Raw genomic sequence first — 17,149 nt, forward strand, 5'->3', positions numbered from 1 at the left:
TCCGAACTTTATTACTTGATTGAGCCGCTTATTCCTTCCACAATATATTTCTGCGCAAAGGCAAAAACGATTACTGGCGGAATGATCATAACAAGCGTCATTGCCATTATTGGAATAATTTGAAGCTCATGCACACCTTGGAATGATGCCAAACCAAGTGCCATCGTATATTTAGATTGATCATTCAAATAAATAAGTGGTCCTAAGTAGTCATTCCAAACCAAAATAATATTTAATACAGCAATCAATGTTAGAGGAGCCTTCATGATAGGTAAGAAAATTTTATAAAAGATTTGGAACTCATTTGCTCCATCAATTCTCGCTGCATTTTCTAAATCTTTAGGAATGTTCATTAAAAACTGCCTTAGCAAAAAGATATTATAAGCTGATCCGAAGAAGGCAGGGACGATCAGTGGTTTTAACGTATTGATCCAGCCAAACATGTTAAATTCCATATAAAGTGGAATCATTGTCACATCCCATGGAATCATCATGGTGGATAGCAGAAGCATAAAGAGAATATTCTTGTATTTGAAGTCATACCGTGCAAAACCATACGCAACTAAGGAACAGGATATTATCTGACCGATGGTCGTCAACACGGTAACTATCATTGAGTTTTTAAAATAGGTTCCAAATGGCTGGCTATTCCAAGCATCCATAAAATTACTTACAAGTGGTACATCAGGAACGAATTTGGGCGGAAAGCTAAATACTTCTGTTTCTGACTTGAGTGCTGTAATAAGTGCCCAGATAAACGGAAATAGGAAATAAAGAGAAAAGAGGACAAGAATGCTATAAACAATGATTTTATGTTTTCGGGTTATCTTCATTTTCTTTTCCTTCCTTTTCTTTCCTTTTTCACTTCAGCCTCATAGAATACCCATGCAGAGGATGACTTAAAGATGATCATCGTCAATATCAGGATGATGATAAACATAAACCAAGCATTTGCACTGGCATAACCAAGTTCATGATGCTTAAAGGCATTGTTGTAAACAAATAGTCCGTAGAAATAGGTCGATTTTAATGGCCCGCCCCCTGTTAATAGCAACACTAACGTTAATTGCTGCAATGCTGCAATTACAGAGGTGATGATATTAAATAGGATTGTAGGTGTAATTGTAGGAATTGTTATGCTAACGAACTGTCTGATCGGACCTGCACCATCAATGGAGGCTGCTTCATACATTTCATGTGGAATCCCTTTAATATCTGTATAGAAAATTAACATCATGGTCCCGACTCCCCAAGCACTTGCAATCACAATGGTTACAATTGCCCACTTAGGATCAATCAGCCAGTCCGGTCCTTCTATACCAAGTAATGATAATATATAATTTAAAACTCCATACTCAGAGTTAAACATCCAACCCCATACAATGGACACTGCCACACCGGATACAACAGCCGGAAGATAGAAGATTGTCCTGAAGACTTTAATCCCTTTGATTGGCTGCGTAATAAGCAGCGCCAGCACCAAAGCAACAAAGAGGTTTAATGGAACAAATATTAATGCGAACTTCAAGGTGATAGCGAGCGAATCATAAAACTGTGGATCAGCCGTAAACATCTTCTTAAAGTTATCAATACCAATAAACTTCGCTTCGCCAGCAATTGGCCAATCAAATAGACTCATGATTAATGAAAAAACTAAAGGTCCTAATGTAAACACAATAAAGCCGATGATCCAAGGTAAAATAAATAAAAAGGGTACTCTTTTACGGACTAATGTAAATTTCTTTTGTTTGTTCTTTTTAGTAAACATATATTTCCCTCTTAATGGTTTGACCTTTTTAGAAAATGAAATCCATTTTCGTTTATACTTTTTTGCTGTGTTAAAGGTAACTGTTGATTTTAGAACTCTGTTGATTTGTGCGGAAGGCGCGAGACTCCTGCAGGAGGACGGGACAGGGGAGACCCCGCTCATCTCTTAGCGCCGAGGAGGCTTCCCGAACCGCCTGCGGAAAGCGAAGCGACTGGAGCGCAAATCAACAGCCCAATTTAACACAGCCTACTTTTTAAAGATGAGAATATATCATGCTGCCATGATATATTCTCATTCAGATCAATGGACAATCCTACTTAGCAACACTATTTAAAGCTTCTTTAGGATCAACACGTGTACTTGGATTAAAGATTTGTTCAAAGACTAAACTTAAATCATCTGACAACTTACTCCAGTCCTCTGTTACAAACGATGTTGGTGTATATCCTTCACTTTGTTCCAGCATGTTGTAAAAGACCTTCTTAATTGGATCTTCTTGCAGCTTTTCTGATTCAACTACGCTTTTTAATACTGGAAGTTCAAAGGAGAGTCGTGCTTTATTTGCTTGTTCCCCTGTCCAAAACTCCATAAATTTAAATGCCGCTTCTTTATGCTTAGAATCCTTTGACATCGCAATACCAGAAGAACTAACGATACTTGCACTTGGGTTATCTCCAAATGAAGGAATTTCAACCACCCCATAGTTAATTCCAGCTTCCTCAAATGCGGACAGATACCAAGCACCGTTAACAAGCATACCTACTCTGCCTGTTTTCATCTCGGTATCACCATAGCCTTCAGTGGTAATCGCGATACCGTCTTCCAGCATATTTTGGAACATCGTAAACGTTTCAATTGACTTTTTAGAATTCAAATTTCCATCTAGTTTGCCTTTGCTGTCTACATAAGTAGCACCATTGCCCCATAAATACATTTCAAAATCATAGGGGTCAGGTTGACCTGGGAAAGCAAATCCAGTGATTTTCTTTTCTTTATCTGTCAGCTTCTTAGCTGCTGCCTGTAGATCATCCCATGTCCAGCCAGCTTGAGGATACTCAAGTCCTGCTGCATCAAAAAGATCTTTATTATAGTAAACAACATGTGTCGTATAACCTACTGGAAGACCGTAAATATCTTCACCAACGGAGTTATAGTTCCATAATGCTTCATAGAAGTTACCCTTGTACTCTTCCCCTCTATCTTTTATATAAGAATCGAGCGGTTCAAGAGCATCTTTATATTGAGGGTAATTCCACATATACATGATATCCGGAGCATCCTTAGCACCAATACCTGCAGTAATCTTAGTGTCATAATCACCGCCATAAGCTTCCAAAACTACTTCTATATCGCTATTTTTCGCATTAAATTCATCGATTAATCCTTGTTGAAGCTCGACATCGTCACCCACATCCCACGTTGCAAACCTTAACTTGACTTTGCCATCTTCTGCTTTCTCACCTTTTGTATTGGATGAACTGCAAGCTGATAAGAGCAGTGCTGCTACAATTGTAAAAAGAAATAAAAATTTCATTTTTGACGTCTTCATTTCTAACCCTCCTAGTAGTTTATAGGATTATTATAATAGCAGTTTTACTAAAAGTAAATGCTTTCATTAAATATTTTACTAAAAATATAATAGTATATTGGTAATTATCAGACTTTTACGATTTGGTAAAATTATACTCTGGTAACGTAGTAAATAATAGTATTAATACGAGAATTTTGTTAAAACGGTAGGATAATAGGAATTTATCCCTTAAAATCTACTGAATTTCGGTATAAACATAATGACGTTTGTTGAGGGTATTTTAGTAAAATCAGATAATAGTAGAAGGAGAATTTACCTAACCTCGAAATCACGAAGTAGTGTTCAGCATAAAAAGACGATTCGAGGGGGACCGAATCGTCTTTTTTATTTACATACTTTAAGCTGTTGCTTTTGCTTTACCTTTTCTAACTTTTTTGTTGATGAATGGTACTACCCAATAGTCTAAACCGTATTTACCTGCATTGAAACCTGCGGTTAAGATGATGAAGCCTAAGAAAATATCTGTCGGGTTATGAGATACTGTTCCTGCTAAGAAGAAAGAGAAGTTCATTACGAGACCAAAGAACATCGCTGCTGTGGTTAAACATCCTAATAGAAGTCCTAAGCCAATTAATGTTTCGCCCCAAGGAACGATGAAGTTAAACACATCAATGTTTGGTAGTGCAAAGCTTTCTAAGAAGTTAACATACCAGCTGTAAACCATATTTCCATCTGGACCTGTTACAGGTTTCGCAATCGCCCCTTTTAGGAAGCCAGAAGCGTCGAAGCCGCCTGTAAGTTTATGAAAACCTGCTGTGAACCAAGCATAGCCAAGGTATAAACGAATGATAGTTAAAATAGCTGCTGAAATTTTATTTTCTCTTAAAAAGTTGTTAAACATAAGTCATTCCGCCTTTCAAAATTTGTTTGTTCTTTATACTTACACTATATTAGGTTTCGAGCGTTAATAACATAGGTGTAGTGTTAAGTTCACAGTTTGTTTGAAAAGTTATGACTGAATGTTGAACAGCTCTAAATACAAGTAATGTATACAAAGTTCGAATGAATTCCTCCTCCTGAACATATACAAAAACAGGGCACCTTGTATCCCACAATAGCCCGAAGTGTCAAGGAAAGGCAGGAGAAGAAATGAACGTTTTAGAGGTAAAGAACTTACAAAAATCATTTGGATCCATTAGGGCTGTACAGGATATTAGCTTCTCGGTAGAGGCAGGAGAAGTGTTCACCATCATTGGGCCAAATGGGGCTGGAAAAACAACCACACTTGAAATGATTGAAGGCTTGGTACCACCTGACCACGGAGAAATCCATTTTGGAAATATGAACTGGGGCCAACATGCGGTAGCCATTAAAATGAAGATTGGTGTTCAGCCCCAATCTAGTGCGATGTTTGACCTATTAACTCCTGAAGAAAATCTAGACCTTTTCGCCACTTTTTACGAAAAGGCACGACCCACTGAAGAAATTCTTGAACTCATCAATTTAACTGAACATCGTAAAAACCAGGTAAAAAAACTATCTGGCGGCCAGCGCCAAAGGCTTGCAATTGGACTTGCGATGATTAGTGATCCCGATATCATCTTCCTTGATGAACCAACAACTGGTCTTGACCCACAGGCACGCCGTCATATATGGGATATTATTCTCGAGCTGAAGAAGTTAGGAAAAACGACTATCTTAACGACACATTATATGGAAGAAGCCGAAAAGCTAAGCGATCGAGTATGTATCGTTGACCAAGGTAATATTGTAACCATTGATACACCCTCCGCCCTCATTGAAAAACTAACCAAAGAAAGAGAAGTTCGCTTATCCTTCCTAGATGGAGAAAATGCGGCTGAAGAGACAGCTATTTTCGCTGACGATCTTAACTCTGTATCTCGCACAGAGCGTGAAGGTGAGATATTAAAGCTTTGGACGATTAAGCCGGAGGATACACTTTTAGATTTGTTTAAGTTTACAAAGGAAAAGGAGTATCAGGTGGAACAGGTCTCCATCCGTGAAATGAGTCTCGAGGATGTCTTTATTGCTTTTACGGGTAAGGAATGGAGGGATTAACTTGAACAATTTTAACCAGTTTAAAAAAATGTTCTTAACGCAATTAAAATTGACCCTTCGTGAAAAACAAGCTTGGTTTTGGGGCATCTTCTTCCCTGTTATCTTGATGGTCATCTTTATGGTGATTTTCAGCGGAAGTTCCGATGACGAATTTCAATCTGAAATTGCGATTGTAGCGGACAATCCAAACCCAACCTCGGAAATGCTGTTAACGCAAATCAATCAACTGTCCATCCTTGATGTGAAAAGTGGCGCACCGGTTAGCCGAGATACAGCTGATCAATGGGTGAAAGATAAAGAAGTCGATGCAGCCATTGTCTTACCTGAATCCGCGGAGGATACGTCTTTCGTCCTTGTAGTCAACAAGGAAGATGAACAAGGCGTAACCACGCAAGCATTATCGGCGATTCTCGATAAATTGGTTCAGCAGGCAAACCTGGCAGCTGTAGGTGCAGCTTCAACCTTTGATATTCAATTTGAATCCGTTACGAGTGGCAGTAACGAATTAAATTACACAGATTTTCTATTAACAGGGATGATTGCTTTATCGATTGCTCAGGGCGGGATGTTCGGAATGGTGGATTTAGTAGAAATGCGCCGTAAAGGCTTAATCAAAAGATTAAGGATGACACCCGCCAAAATGGGAATTTTCGGCTTAAGCGATATGGTCATGCGGCTGTTATTCAGTATAATCCAAATCCTGCTGTTATCGTTAATTGGAGTTTTCATCTTTGGGGCAAATCTCTTTATCAACTTTCCAAGCCTTATCGTTGTTTTTCTAATAGGGGCTCTTTCTTTCAATGCTTTAGGTTACCTCTTTTCTTCCTTCAGCACTACACAAAATGCATATATGGGAGTAGCGAATATTGTCAGCTTCCTTATGATGTTCTTAAGCGGGGTCTTCTTTCCGGTTGAAACCATGCCAGATTGGCTGCAGCCGATATCTAATCTTTTGCCTCTCACCTATTTTGCCGAAGGCTTAAGAGACAGCATGGTTTATGAGACAGGTCTGTTTTCAGGTACACTCTGGTTCGGGATCGGAGTTTTGGTCGTTTGGGGCGCAGTAGCCTTTATCATTGGCTCTTGGCTTTATAAAAGAAAGTCAATTATTGCTGTAAGATAAAAAGGAAGGGGAAATCCCTTCCTTTTTATCTATTCTGCAACTTCCACTTGAATATTATTAGTTATGAAATAGTCTGCTACTTCATCTGAAAGTTCTTGATCGGTAATAAATAAATCGATATCATCTGGGCGTGCGAATGTGGCAATCGAACTTTTATTTATTTTACTGGAATCTAGTAAGGCAATAACTTTATTAGCAACAGACACCATGACCCTTTTTAATTCCACTTCATATAAGCTAAAATCCGAAAGTCCGTCCCTTATATTAAAGGCATAGGCAGACGTAAAAAGAATATCGATATTAATCTTTCTCAAAAGTTCTTCACCTAACAGCCCTTCAACAGAATTAGATGCATTTCGGACAATACCGCCAATAATAATAACCGTTAAATATGGGTTTTCCTTCAGCATTGAAGCTGTAGCAAGTCCACTTGTGACGACAGTTAACCTCATTTTTGTATCTCTTAAGTATTTTGCTAACTCAAAACAAGTGGTACTAGCATCTAAAAGAATACATTGACCTTCTTGGATTTGTTGAAACGCTCTTTGTCCAATACGCTGCTTTTCAGCACGGGATTTCTTTTCACGATCCTCATACTTTTTATCAACTGGTTCCGAAACATCCTGTTTCATCATTGCTCCACCATGTGTACGAATAAGCAGACCTTGTTTTTCCATTTGATTTAAATCTGAACGTATCGTAGCAGCAGAAATACTAAGCAATCCGGTCAAATCATTTACAGTTACTACCCCTTTTTCCGCCAGTAACTCTATAATTAAATTTCTGCGTTGGTCCGCGAACATAATGTCACCCTTTCATTTCCTTTCGAAAATTTACTAAACATTCTTCCAAAATAATATTTATACTTATATTATATAGGCAAATGGCTAAAAAGTCTGTTTAATAACTCCATAAGCTAAAATTTTTTTATATTTTTTAAAAAAATTTTCATTTTTCTTCGTTTTATTTTACAATAACGCAAAGAAACGCTAGTTTTTGACAATTAAGGTAAAGATAGATTCATTTTTTCTAACAACATGATCATAGAGGAAAAAAATCCCCTCTGAAGTAACCATAGAAGACTTCGCTTCGTTGGTCTACTAAAGAGAGGATTAACTCATAAAATTGGACTGACATTACTTGCTAGATGGGAGTCAAGTTGCTGAAGAATGACTTGAAAAGACTCAATATTCCAAGCAGCTCTGCCAATAAAGAGCCCATTCACATTTTCTAACTCGATATAGTCAAGAAAATTATCATGATTCACACTGCCGCCGAATAAAATCGGGATCTCGCTGCCCACTTCTGCAAACAGCCCCTCCAACGTATTCCGAAGAAAGTCATGGATTTCGGCAACGTAGGAAGCATCCGCAGGAATTCCTTGTTCGCCAATTGCCCAGACAGGTTCATAGGCAATCAACACCTCTTTGGCCTGTTCCTCTGATAGATTCTGCAGGCAAACTTTTAGTTGTGCTGCCAATGTTTCTTTCGAAATCTGCTGTTTCTTCTGATCTATATTTTCGCCAATACAAACCAGTGGTTTAATAGAATAATTTAAAGCAGCATGCACTTTTTTATTAATCGCCTCATCATTTTCATTAAAATACTGCCTGCGTTCTGAATGGCCTAATTCAATCATATCAATGCCTATTTCAGCTAGCATTCGCGGAGAAATTTCACCCGTATACGGGCCGCTATCCTCCCAATGCATATTTTGTGCACCCAAATAAATATTGGCAGCCGTTGTTAATGGCTTAATGGGAACTAGGGACGTATGAGACGGAATAATAAATAGTTGCAGGTTCGAGGTAACCGCCTCAGAAATCTCTCTAAGACCCTTCGTGAATTGTATTCCTTCTTCAATTGTTTTTGTCATCTTCCAATTGGTGCCGATCCAAATCTTTTTCATTTCAAAAATCTCCTTCACTCAGTCGACATCAATTATCTACTCGCTACTAAGCTCAATGCCCTTTCTAAAATCGACCGCACCATTTTTTCGTTATCTTGGTAATTAACTTTATCGTTTCCTCTCACTTCCACAGCAACACGTAAACCATGATCAGATTGGAGACTGAGTTCGTCCGCTTTTCGCAAAATATCACTAATTTTCTCAATCGTCAGGAAACCAGGTTCCCCGATTGGCATATGAAAGTCCCCATATAATTCATTGTTTGGATCGACTACCGCATTGGAAAAATGAATTTGATGGATATGCGTTTTAGCTAGTTCTAACGCATCGGAAATGACTTCCTTATTTAATGCAGCATGTGCAGTATCAAACGCTAAGCCAATATTGCTGTACTTTTTCGCCACATTTGAAAGCAATTCGACGGTATCATCCATCGGCCCAATCAAACGTTTTTTGTGAGCAAAACGATCAAGATGTTCAACCAAAACGTTCATATTATACTTACTTGCTTCTTCACAAATATCGCATAAGGCATCATAAAAGCCCTCCATCGCCTCTAGTCGACGTTCTGGACCTGGGTCTAGACCTGGGACAAACGCAATATTCTCCACTCCGCATTCAGCAGCCAAATAAATATTTTCTTTGATCTGTCGAACGGATTCAGAGCGCAGCTGTGAATCTAAGGCTGACACATCAAGATTATTTTTATCTATTAAGAAGGTTAACCACTGTGTCAGTTGGAAGTTGTATTTTTCCTTTAATGACAAGATACCTCTGCGTTCTTGTTTATCATCAACACCAGCAATTTCAAATGAACGATAGAAACCCTCAGGAGCCATTTTCTCAAGTAAATTTCCTGTAAATCCTCTTTCATGTTTAACTGGAAAATAAATTTCTGGAACAAGAAGGGATGTAATAAAGTGTGTACTCATTTTATTTTTCTCCTTTACAAATTAATGGAATGATTGAATCAATTCAAAGCTAGATTGATAGGTTTGGTACGCCTCTTCAGCAGTCCCGTTTTGATGAATAATCCGATTTAACCCGGCCACTACACCAATTGGATTTTCATCTAATGTAATATTCCTGCCCACAGCCACACCCTTTGCCCCGACATCCATGCAGTGCTTCACATATTTAAAGTAGTCATGGATGTTATCCGTTTTCGGTCCCCCTAAGACCATGACGGGACGTTTTGCTGCTTCTATGATTCTTCTATCTTCTTGATCACCAGTCAATCTGGTTTTAATAATATCCGCGCCCAGCTCTGTCCCAATCCGTGCCGCGGCCGCAATCGTTTCGATTTGATTCGATTCCGGTATTGTCACATGGTAGCTATATGGCAGGGTTTCACACATATAAGGAACATTCCAGTGATCTGCTCCTTTAGCTAGATCCCAAGCCATTTTATGTGAGAGTACTTCATCATCAGCCCCGAGCTTTAATGCGTCTTTTACCGTAAGAAGATCTGTTGTTTGCGGAATTCGCGCGTCGAATACACTGGTGGAAAGATCAGCACGAACAACTAATCCCACGTCCGTAAAGGCAGATGCATACATTTTTGCCATTCCATATGTAACAATCACAGCATCAAGTCCGTTCTCAATCAGTTGCGGCAATATAGCAATCGTTTGATCAATTCCCGCCGTTTTGGTAGAAAAGTAGTATCCATCCAACGCAAGCGTAATTGATTTTCCATCGTTTGAAAAAATTTGCGACATTCTTCTTGTCTTGGACATATCGGGCTCCATTTCTTTATTATTCATGAATACCTTGTAAAAAAGATCTCACGGTGGAGATCTTTTCCCTTCATATTATTTAACTGGCATATTTTCTAACAAGTCAGCTTGAATCAGAATCTTTTTAAGCTCCTCAATCTTATGGGCACCTAATGAACGTGCTGGCGGCAGGACATGTGTTGAAATATCCAGCCCCCTCAATTTCATGGCTTCTTTTACCACACTAACAAACGGTGAATCTAGTTTGTACATTGTCGGCATAAGCGCCATCCGCTGATGAAGTGCTACAGCTTCATCAAAACGCTTCTCTTTAAATGCCTTGTATATACCAATTGCGAGTTCCGGAGCGAAATTAACAGAGGCACTGATCGCGCCATCCCCGCCAAGTGTCAAGGTTTGGAAAAAATGATCATCAAAACCGGAGAAGACAGAAAAATCTGGGTGTTTTCCTTTAACAGTTAAGATCATATCTCGAATATGCGCTACATTTTCAACCGTTTCTTTAATTCCGACGATATTATCGTGTGCATCAACTAATTTAAGGACGAATTCCGGATTCAAATCCTGCCCTGACATGGTAGGGAAATTGTATAGTAAAATCGGTAAATGAACGGAGCTGGCAATTTCACTATAATGAGCAAATAAATTCTCCTCGGTCAAAGACCAATAATAGGGATTGATAATTACAACCGCATCTGCTCCTACTGATTCCGCATGCTGACTGAGCAGAATGACTTCACGCGTATTAGTGCTTCCTGTACCAATTAATACCGGGACCCTGCCGTTTACATATTCCGTTGTAAAGGATGCCACTTCCTTACGTTCCTCCACAGACATTTGCGAAAACTCGCCGCCTGTTCCAAGAAAGAACAATCCATCTACACCAGAATCAATTAAGAAATCAATAACACTTGCCATTCCCTTTTTATCAAGTCCACCTTGTTCGTCAAAAATGAGCGATACTGGGGGAATAACCCCGTGAAACTTTTTGCCTGCCATCATATTTCCTCCTATTCCTTTGGGCGTTTTAAAACTTTTATTGTTGAGCAGAGGCTTTTTCAACCCACTCTCTCATCGATTTAAACATAATCCAGACAGTAGTTGCCCCTGCATCTTGGTGGCCAATTGCCCGTTCACCAAGTGATTTCGCTCTTCCAAACTTTGCAACATATTCCTTCGATTTTTCAACTCCATCGGCTGCACATTTCTCAGCAACTATAAGCCCTTCTAGTAAACTATGATTTGCTTCGACACTTTGTTTAATCCCAAAGGCAGCAGGCTCAAGTGCGTCAATCATCGTTTTATCTCCTAATTCAGCCTTCCCGCGTTCCTTGATGGATTTTACCGACCCTTCAAGAATTTGCGCTAAAACTGGCAAAGTCAATTCCTCCTGAGCTTCAAGGCACTTCACTCCGCCGGTAAACAAGGTGCCAAAAATAACTCCGGACGCTCCGCCCATGTTCGCAATCATCGACATGCCAATCGTTTTAAAAACATCATTGATGGTTGTAAACTCTTTTTGTTTTAAATTTTCTTCTGCTTTTGTAAAACCAACAGACATGCCAATACCGTGATCTCCATCACCGATAGCGCTATCAATTTTTGTTAAAAACGGCTTGTTTTCACGGACTTGATCTCCTACATACAGAAACATTTCCTTTACTTGTGAGGCATTCAACTTAACAGCCTGGATACTATTTTGCATATACGTTCCCTCCGATGCTTGTATGTGTCAAACCTTTTTTGTAATACGGTGAGTCTGCTGGTGCATTATATAAATCTTTTAATTGATCATCTAATTTCAATAAGGTAATGGAGAGTCCAGCCATTTCCTGTGTCGTGCAATAGCTGTTAACATCCATGTCATATGCTGTAATCTCTTTATCTTCCAAAATTTGCGCCACTCTGCGGTTTACAATTAATAGTTCCATTAAAGTTGTCGATCCAAGGCCATTTACCAATACAGCCACTTCATCGCCTGCCTCAATATTGCTTTCCGCTAACAACTTATCCATCAACTTATCTGTTAACGCGTCAGCAGACATCATTTTTGTCCGTTCCATCCCTGGTTCCCCGTGGATGCCCATGCCAATCTCAATTTCATCATCACTAAGTGTGTACGGCGGCTCGACTGCACCAGGAATAGATCCCGGAGCTAAGGCAACACCAATGGAGAAGGTATGATCATTTGCTTTTTGAGCTACTTGGGTGACTTCTTCTAAAGATAATCCTTTTTCTGCTGCTGCACCGGCAATCTTAACAACGAAAACATCTCCGGCAATTCCTCTGCGATCTCCTTTTCGTTCAACAGGAGCAGATGCAACGTCATCTGTAACAAGTACTGTTTTCGTCTGAATATCTTCCATTTCTAATAATTCTTCTGCCATGCCGAAATTTAAAACATCACCGCTATAATTTCCGTAGATAAATAGAACGCCTTTTCCAGAATCAACTGCTTTTGCCACTTCAAACACATTGGTTGGCGGTGGTGCTGCAAAGACATTTCCAAGTGTGACGCCATCCGCTAGTCCTTCTCCAATTAACCCCAAGAACAACGGTTCATGGCCGCTGCCACCACCTGTAACCACTGCCACTTTATCTTTAAGATTTCGGCGAATGACTCCGTTTACATTTTCAACTTTTTGATATGTACTCTTATAAGCTGCCAAAAACCCCTCAATTGTTTCTTCTACTACGCGTTCGGGTTGGTTAATAATTTTCTTCAAACTAAACTCCCCTTTCTATTAAAAAACAAAAATTATATTTTCGTTTTTTTGTGTTTGTTGTTATTTACTATCATAACCTTCATGTTTTATTGTGTCAATTTTCATTTTATTTTTAATTGATGAAGTTTTCTGACCCAATTCGACAAAAAACCACATTTCTATAAAAAAAATAAGAGGACTACGATTAGCAGCCCCCTTATTCATTTGACTCATTATGCTGCTTCAGCAGGCTTAATCGGTTCCTTTACAACAAACCAATAGAAGAAGGCTGCAAATCCAGCGATGATCCCGCCAGAAATAAATGCCACAGAATAAGAACCTGTTGTATCCAAAATGATACCTGTTACTAATGGTGCAAATGCACCTCCGAAGTAACCGCCGAAGTTTTGGATCGCTCCGACAGAACCAACCATTGCTGGTGGTGCAACGTCCCCAGATAGCGCCCAAGCGCTGCCTGTAATCGCTGAAATAACACAAAGAGCTAAAGTCATCACTGTAATAGTAATTCCTAATCCATCTACAAATGGAATCATAATAACGAAAGCTGCTGCTAGAAGGGCACTAACCGCAATCAAACCGCGTTTTGCGTTAATCGGAGAACAAATTTTCTTATCCGCTAACACCTTCGTAATGTAACCTCCGCCTAAGTTACCGACAATTCCGCCAAAGTAAGGAATTGCCGCATAAATACCAAGTTCTTTAAAAGTAATATCTTGTGTGTTTAATAGATATAGTGGTAAGAATGTAAGGAAAATATTCCAAATCCAAATTGTACAGAAGAAACCGCCGATCATTCCCCATACGCTTCTATACTTAAATAACTCTCTCCATTTAATATTGGCAGATTCAACTGTATCGGTGCTCGCACCGCCTTCAGCCTTAATATAGTCATATTCTTCTTTCGAAAGCATTTTACTTTTATCAGGAGTTTTATAGAATTTCATAAATAAAAGGGCAAAGATAATACCAATAGCACCAGTAATGAAGAATAGAGCACGCCAGCCAAATGCAACCTGAATCGCAACTAGAATAGGCGGTGCAATTGCAGGACCAATTTTAGATGATGCATCCCAAAACCCAGTCGCTAATCCTCTTTCACTCTTAGGGAACCATTGGGCAGTAATCTTGGCATTAGAAGGCATACATGGTGCTTCCCCTACTCCAAGTAAGAATCTGGCTCCAACTAAAGTGAGCATCTTGTTACATGCACCTGTCATAGCAGTTGCAATACTCCACCAAAGAACAGCAATTGAATAAATTCGCTTCGCACCAAATTTATCAATCAACCAACCGGAAGGAAGCTGCATCATTGCATAAGTCCAAGAGAAAATAGTACCTAATAGACCGATATGGGTCATATTTAAATCCAATTCCTTCATCATAGCTGGGGCTGCAATGGCAAGGTTTGTTCTATCAAGGTAGTTGATAATCCCGCCGATCAACAGCCAAATAACAACGGTCCAACGGAAATTCTTTTTTGTTTTCCCCCCAGCCTCTATGGGGAAATCTGTCTGAAGCGCTTGACCTGTTTTCATGTAAAATCCTCCTCTAACAATCTTTTTGTTTTTATACATTTTCTCAGATAGCGCTTTCACAGATGGTTAAAAAATCTATCCTGGTCTTACGCAGTAAAGGATCGTTGATAGTCGAGTCCGTTCTGCTGCCAAGGATATACTTGCCCTAGGTTATTTACTTCCGACTAGGTTCATCGCACTTTCTAATGCAGCCCTAATCGTTCTTTCATTCGCAAAATAATCATTCTTGTCTTTTCCCTGAACTTCGATTGCAACAGGTAAGCCTATTTCCGATTGAATCCCAAGCTCATTAGCTTTTTGCAAAATTTGGGACATCTTTTCAATCGTTAGAAAGCCTGGTTCACCAATTGGCATATGATTATCTCCATACAAAGGGCTCTCGGGATCTAGGACAACATTTGCAAAATGCAGACGGTCCATTGTGGATTTTGCTAATTCTAATGAAGTAAAAATATCTTCACCATTCAGGGAAACATGTGCTGTATCAAAGACGAGACCAACATTCGGATATTTCTCTTTAACCTTCGAAATAATTGGAACCGCTTCACTTGTTAGACCTAATACTCTCTTTTTATGCACCTCTCGATCCATTGCCTCAATCGATAGATGCATATTAAATGTGGCGGCTTCCTAACAGATTTCACAAAGACTTTCATAAAATGCTTCAAGCCCTTGCTTACGTAAAGAGATACCTGGATCAGGGCCAGGAACAAACCCAACGGTAGACACGCCGCACTCTGCGGCTAAATATAGGCTTTCTTTAACCTGTTTAACGGGTCTCTCTCTTAAACTAGCATCAATCGCAGAAACATTTAGCTCCGTCTTATACGTTAAAAATGTTAACCACTGGAAGATTGATAAGTTATTTTGTACCTTTGCTTGTAAAATTCTTTTTCGATCTTCCTGATCATAACCATCGCCAATTTCAAACGAACGATAAAAACCTTGTTACCCCAAATTTTCTACTATACTCGCAGCAAATCCCTTTTCATCTTTTACAGGAAAAAACACTTCAGTGACGAGCAAGGATGGAATAATTCGGTTACTCACTAGATTTTCACCCCATTGACAATTGGCTTTAATTTTTCATCTACATATTTACTAATATCATAGATACATTGATCGGCATTCGTTTTTGTTTCTTCTGTTTCTTCCTCGACCATAATCCATCCATCATATCCATAATCAACTAACGCTTGCACAATGGCAGGGAAATCAATATCGCCATAGCCCATTTTCATCCACTCAAAACCTTTCGAGCAATCTTTAAAATGAACATGTTTGATAATTGGTAAGTTGTTTTTAACCACTTCGACTGGATCCATTCCACCAGCCGCAATGTGGCCAACATCAGGTGTATAAGCTACATATCTAGTATCTAATTCTTCAAAAAGAAGTTTGTAATCGCTTTCTATTCTAAAATAAGAAGTTGCTGGAGAATGTGGATGGAATACAGCTATGACGCCATTTTCGACCGCACGTTTACTTACAGCATTCACGCAGCTAATAATCTCTCTTTGTCTTTTTACTAAATTGTCTCGATTAGGACCTACTCGTGCTGGTAAATTTAACTTTGCATTCGGGAAGTGCTTTAAATAGTTAATATAATAATCTGCCCGTTGCTTTTCTTCTTCCGATTCGGTATCACTTTCCCAGCTGAATGGCAGTGTGATTGCTGCTAGCTCAAGATCCAAACTATCAAGCTTTTCTTTTAGTTTTTCAGGTGCTTCATTGTATTTCCCCAATAATGCATACTGAACGTCAATCCCCTTGAATCCAGCTTTCTTAACCGTATCGATCATATGATCTAAGCAGTCTACCTTCTCATCATAATCGAGTACCCATGTTGAACCGTGACAACCAAACTTAATCGTCATTTGCGTATTCCCCCTTTTTTACCTATGGAAGTTTTCATTCCTTAGTAGATGTTTGCAAATACTAAGCAAACAAGTTGTTCCTCTATTTAGAATATTATCATTTGTTTTTGTTTTGTCAATTACTTTTGATAAAAATATTTTCATTTGAAAACAAACGAAAATTAAGGTCCTCTATAAGTAGTTAGGAATCAACTTTTTATCCTTTTTTATGTTTCCTTCCTATAATAAATCTATTATATACGGACTTAGTGAACAATAAAAATTGTTCGTTTACTTTCATATTTTTTCGTTTTAACAGAAATTAATTGACAATAACGAAAATAAATGAAAAAATATGGTTAATCAAACTAATTGGAGTGATAATTGTGAAAATCGGAATAGGTTCAGATCACAATGCTTTTCAAATGAAAGAGGAAGTAAAATCATATATTGCTAGTTTAGGTCATGAAGTAGTCGATTATGGCTGTTATTCAGAAGATGCAATCGACTATCCTGGCGTGGCCTTTAACGTAGCAACTGACATACAAACGAACAAACTAGAACGCGGAATACTTTTTTGCGGAACTGGAATCGGAATGTCGATTGCGGCCAATAAAGTTCCAGGGATTCGTTCTGCGCAATGCCATGATGTTTTTTCAGCAGAACGTGCACAACTAAGCAACAACGCCCAAATCATGACTATAGGTGCGAAAGTTATTGGTGCAGAGCTAGCCAAAAAAGTAGTCGAATCCTACTTAAACGTTTCCTTCCAAGGTGGGAATTCCGCAAGAAAAATTGATCAAATCATGAATAAAGAAAAAGAACATCTGCTTAACGGTACATGCGGATAAATACTATGTAACCGTTAGATAATCAAATTGTT

At 38.9% G+C, this 17,149-nt stretch carries 16 protein-coding genes and 1 pseudogene; 3 read left to right on the top strand and 14 right to left on the bottom strand.

The genetic code is table 11. The annotated features are described in order from the left end of the window. Positions 1–11: 11 nt before the first annotated feature. From QNH48_RS26720 to QNH48_RS26735, 4 genes are all read right to left on the bottom strand, one after another. Complete coding sequence (locus QNH48_RS26720; protein ID WP_095246487.1) at positions 12–833, bottom strand: carbohydrate ABC transporter permease; 822 nt, start codon at positions 831–833, stop codon at positions 12–14. Further along, positions 830–1,768 carry a carbohydrate ABC transporter permease gene (locus QNH48_RS26725; protein ID WP_283952707.1) on the bottom strand — a complete coding sequence of 313 codons (939 nt, stop codon included), beginning with the start codon at positions 1,766–1,768 and terminating at the stop codon, positions 830–832. Before QNH48_RS26725 ends, QNH48_RS26720 begins: the two co-directional genes overlap by 4 nt. A gap of 313 nt (positions 1,769–2,081) precedes the next feature. After that, a complete protein-coding gene (locus QNH48_RS26730) occupies positions 2,082–3,317 on the bottom strand; it encodes an ABC transporter substrate-binding protein (protein WP_283952708.1) in 1,236 nt (411 codons plus the stop codon). 379 nt (positions 3,318–3,696) lie between these two features. Continuing rightward, positions 3,697–4,200 carry a DoxX family membrane protein gene (locus QNH48_RS26735; protein ID WP_283952709.1) on the bottom strand — a complete coding sequence of 168 codons (504 nt, stop codon included), beginning with the start codon at positions 4,198–4,200 and terminating at the stop codon, positions 3,697–3,699. A 248-nt stretch (positions 4,201–4,448) separates the two neighbouring features. Between QNH48_RS26735 and QNH48_RS26740 the strand changes: the two genes are divergently transcribed. Both QNH48_RS26740 and QNH48_RS26745 read left to right on the top strand, forming a co-directional pair. Then, the gene (locus tag QNH48_RS26740; protein ID WP_283952710.1) at positions 4,449–5,378 is read left to right on the top strand and encodes an ABC transporter ATP-binding protein; all 930 of its coding nucleotides are present in this window, start codon (positions 4,449–4,451) and stop codon (positions 5,376–5,378) included. 1 nt (position 5,379) lies between these two features. After that, positions 5,380–6,501, top strand: a complete 1,122-nt coding sequence (locus QNH48_RS26745; RefSeq protein WP_283952711.1) for an ABC transporter permease — start codon at positions 5,380–5,382, stop codon at positions 6,499–6,501. Between the two features lie 29 nt (positions 6,502–6,530). On the opposite strand, the gene QNH48_RS26750 is transcribed toward QNH48_RS26745, so the two are convergent. The 10 genes and pseudogenes from QNH48_RS26750 to QNH48_RS26795 form a co-directional block, all read right to left on the bottom strand. Continuing rightward, entirely contained in the window at positions 6,531–7,304 is a 774-nt protein-coding gene (locus QNH48_RS26750; RefSeq protein ID WP_283952712.1) for a DeoR/GlpR family DNA-binding transcription regulator, read from the bottom strand. A gap of 314 nt (positions 7,305–7,618) precedes the next feature. Next, positions 7,619–8,410: a triose-phosphate isomerase gene (locus tag QNH48_RS26755; protein ID WP_283952713.1), complete on the bottom strand. Its 792-nt coding sequence runs from the start codon at positions 8,408–8,410 to the stop codon at positions 7,619–7,621. 32 nt (positions 8,411–8,442) lie between these two features. Beyond that, positions 8,443–9,342, bottom strand: a complete 900-nt coding sequence (locus tag QNH48_RS26760; protein WP_283952714.1) for a sugar phosphate isomerase/epimerase family protein — start codon at positions 9,340–9,342, stop codon at positions 8,443–8,445. Between the two features lie 21 nt (positions 9,343–9,363). Beyond that, positions 9,364–10,176, bottom strand: a complete 813-nt coding sequence (locus QNH48_RS26765) for a class I fructose-bisphosphate aldolase (RefSeq protein ID WP_283952715.1) — start codon at positions 10,174–10,176, stop codon at positions 9,364–9,366. Positions 10,177–10,224: 48 nt separating this feature from the next. Next, on the bottom strand, positions 10,225–11,151 hold the full coding sequence (locus QNH48_RS26770) for a dihydrodipicolinate synthase family protein (protein ID WP_283952716.1): 927 nt from the start codon (positions 11,149–11,151) through the stop codon (positions 10,225–10,227). 34 nt (positions 11,152–11,185) lie between these two features. Further along, positions 11,186–11,854 (bottom strand): dihydroxyacetone kinase subunit DhaL, encoded by a 669-nt coding sequence (gene dhaL, locus QNH48_RS26775; protein ID WP_283952717.1) that lies wholly within the window; start codon positions 11,852–11,854, stop codon positions 11,186–11,188. Beyond that, the gene (locus QNH48_RS26780) at positions 11,844–12,875 is read right to left on the bottom strand and encodes a dihydroxyacetone kinase subunit DhaK (RefSeq protein WP_283952718.1); all 1,032 of its coding nucleotides are present in this window, start codon (positions 12,873–12,875) and stop codon (positions 11,844–11,846) included. The genes dhaL and QNH48_RS26780 overlap by 11 nt, the downstream gene beginning before the upstream one ends. 212 nt (positions 12,876–13,087) lie before the next feature. Beyond that, the gene (locus QNH48_RS26785; RefSeq protein WP_283952719.1) at positions 13,088–14,410 is read right to left on the bottom strand and encodes an MFS transporter; all 1,323 of its coding nucleotides are present in this window, start codon (positions 14,408–14,410) and stop codon (positions 13,088–13,090) included. Between the two features lie 150 nt (positions 14,411–14,560). After that, a pseudogene (locus QNH48_RS26790) lies at positions 14,561–15,337 on the bottom strand (sugar phosphate isomerase/epimerase family protein); the annotation flags it as partial. 122 nt (positions 15,338–15,459) lie between these two features. Further along, positions 15,460–16,287, bottom strand: a complete 828-nt coding sequence (locus QNH48_RS26795; RefSeq protein WP_283952720.1) for a sugar phosphate isomerase/epimerase family protein — start codon at positions 16,285–16,287, stop codon at positions 15,460–15,462. 365 nt (positions 16,288–16,652) lie between these two features. Here QNH48_RS26795 and rpiB point away from each other — a divergent pair, with 365 nt between their 5' ends. Beyond that, a complete protein-coding gene (gene rpiB, locus QNH48_RS26800; protein WP_283952721.1) occupies positions 16,653–17,117 on the top strand; it encodes a ribose 5-phosphate isomerase B in 465 nt (154 codons plus the stop codon). Positions 17,118–17,149: the final 32 nt, after the last annotated feature.

The sequence above is a fragment of the Neobacillus sp. YX16 genome, from assembly GCF_030123505.1.
GTDB lineage: Bacteria > Bacillota > Bacilli > Bacillales > Cytobacillaceae > Neobacillus.

Bases quoted from the DNA above. Each gene is read 5' to 3' on its own strand.
- QNH48_RS26720 (WP_095246487.1), bottom strand. From the start codon at position 833: ATGAAGATAACCCGAAAACATAAAATCATTGTTTATAGCATTCTTGTC.
- QNH48_RS26725 (WP_283952707.1), bottom strand. From the start codon at position 1,768: ATGTTTACTAAAAAGAACAAACAAAAGAAATTTACATTAGTCCGTAAA.
- QNH48_RS26730 (WP_283952708.1), bottom strand. From the start codon at position 3,317: ATGAAGACGTCAAAAATGAAATTTTTATTTCTTTTTACAATTGTAGCA.
- QNH48_RS26735 (WP_283952709.1), bottom strand. From the start codon at position 4,200: ATGTTTAACAACTTTTTAAGAGAAAATAAAATTTCAGCAGCTATTTTA.
- QNH48_RS26740 (WP_283952710.1), top strand. From the start codon at position 4,449: ATGAACGTTTTAGAGGTAAAGAACTTACAAAAATCATTTGGATCCATT.
- QNH48_RS26750 (WP_283952712.1), bottom strand. From the start codon at position 7,304: ATGTTCGCGGACCAACGCAGAAATTTAATTATAGAGTTACTGGCGGAA.
- QNH48_RS26755 (WP_283952713.1), bottom strand. From the start codon at position 8,410: ATGAAAAAGATTTGGATCGGCACCAATTGGAAGATGACAAAAACAATT.
- QNH48_RS26760 (WP_283952714.1), bottom strand. From the start codon at position 9,342: ATGAGTACACACTTTATTACATCCCTTCTTGTTCCAGAAATTTATTTT.
- QNH48_RS26765 (WP_283952715.1), bottom strand. From the start codon at position 10,176: ATGAATAATAAAGAAATGGAGCCCGATATGTCCAAGACAAGAAGAATG.
- QNH48_RS26770 (WP_283952716.1), bottom strand. From the start codon at position 11,151: ATGATGGCAGGCAAAAAGTTTCACGGGGTTATTCCCCCAGTATCGCTC.
- dhaL (WP_283952717.1), bottom strand. From the start codon at position 11,854: ATGCAAAATAGTATCCAGGCTGTTAAGTTGAATGCCTCACAAGTAAAG.
- QNH48_RS26785 (WP_283952719.1), bottom strand. From the start codon at position 14,410: ATGAAAACAGGTCAAGCGCTTCAGACAGATTTCCCCATAGAGGCTGGG.
- QNH48_RS26795 (WP_283952720.1), bottom strand. From the start codon at position 16,287: ATGACGATTAAGTTTGGTTGTCACGGTTCAACATGGGTACTCGATTAT.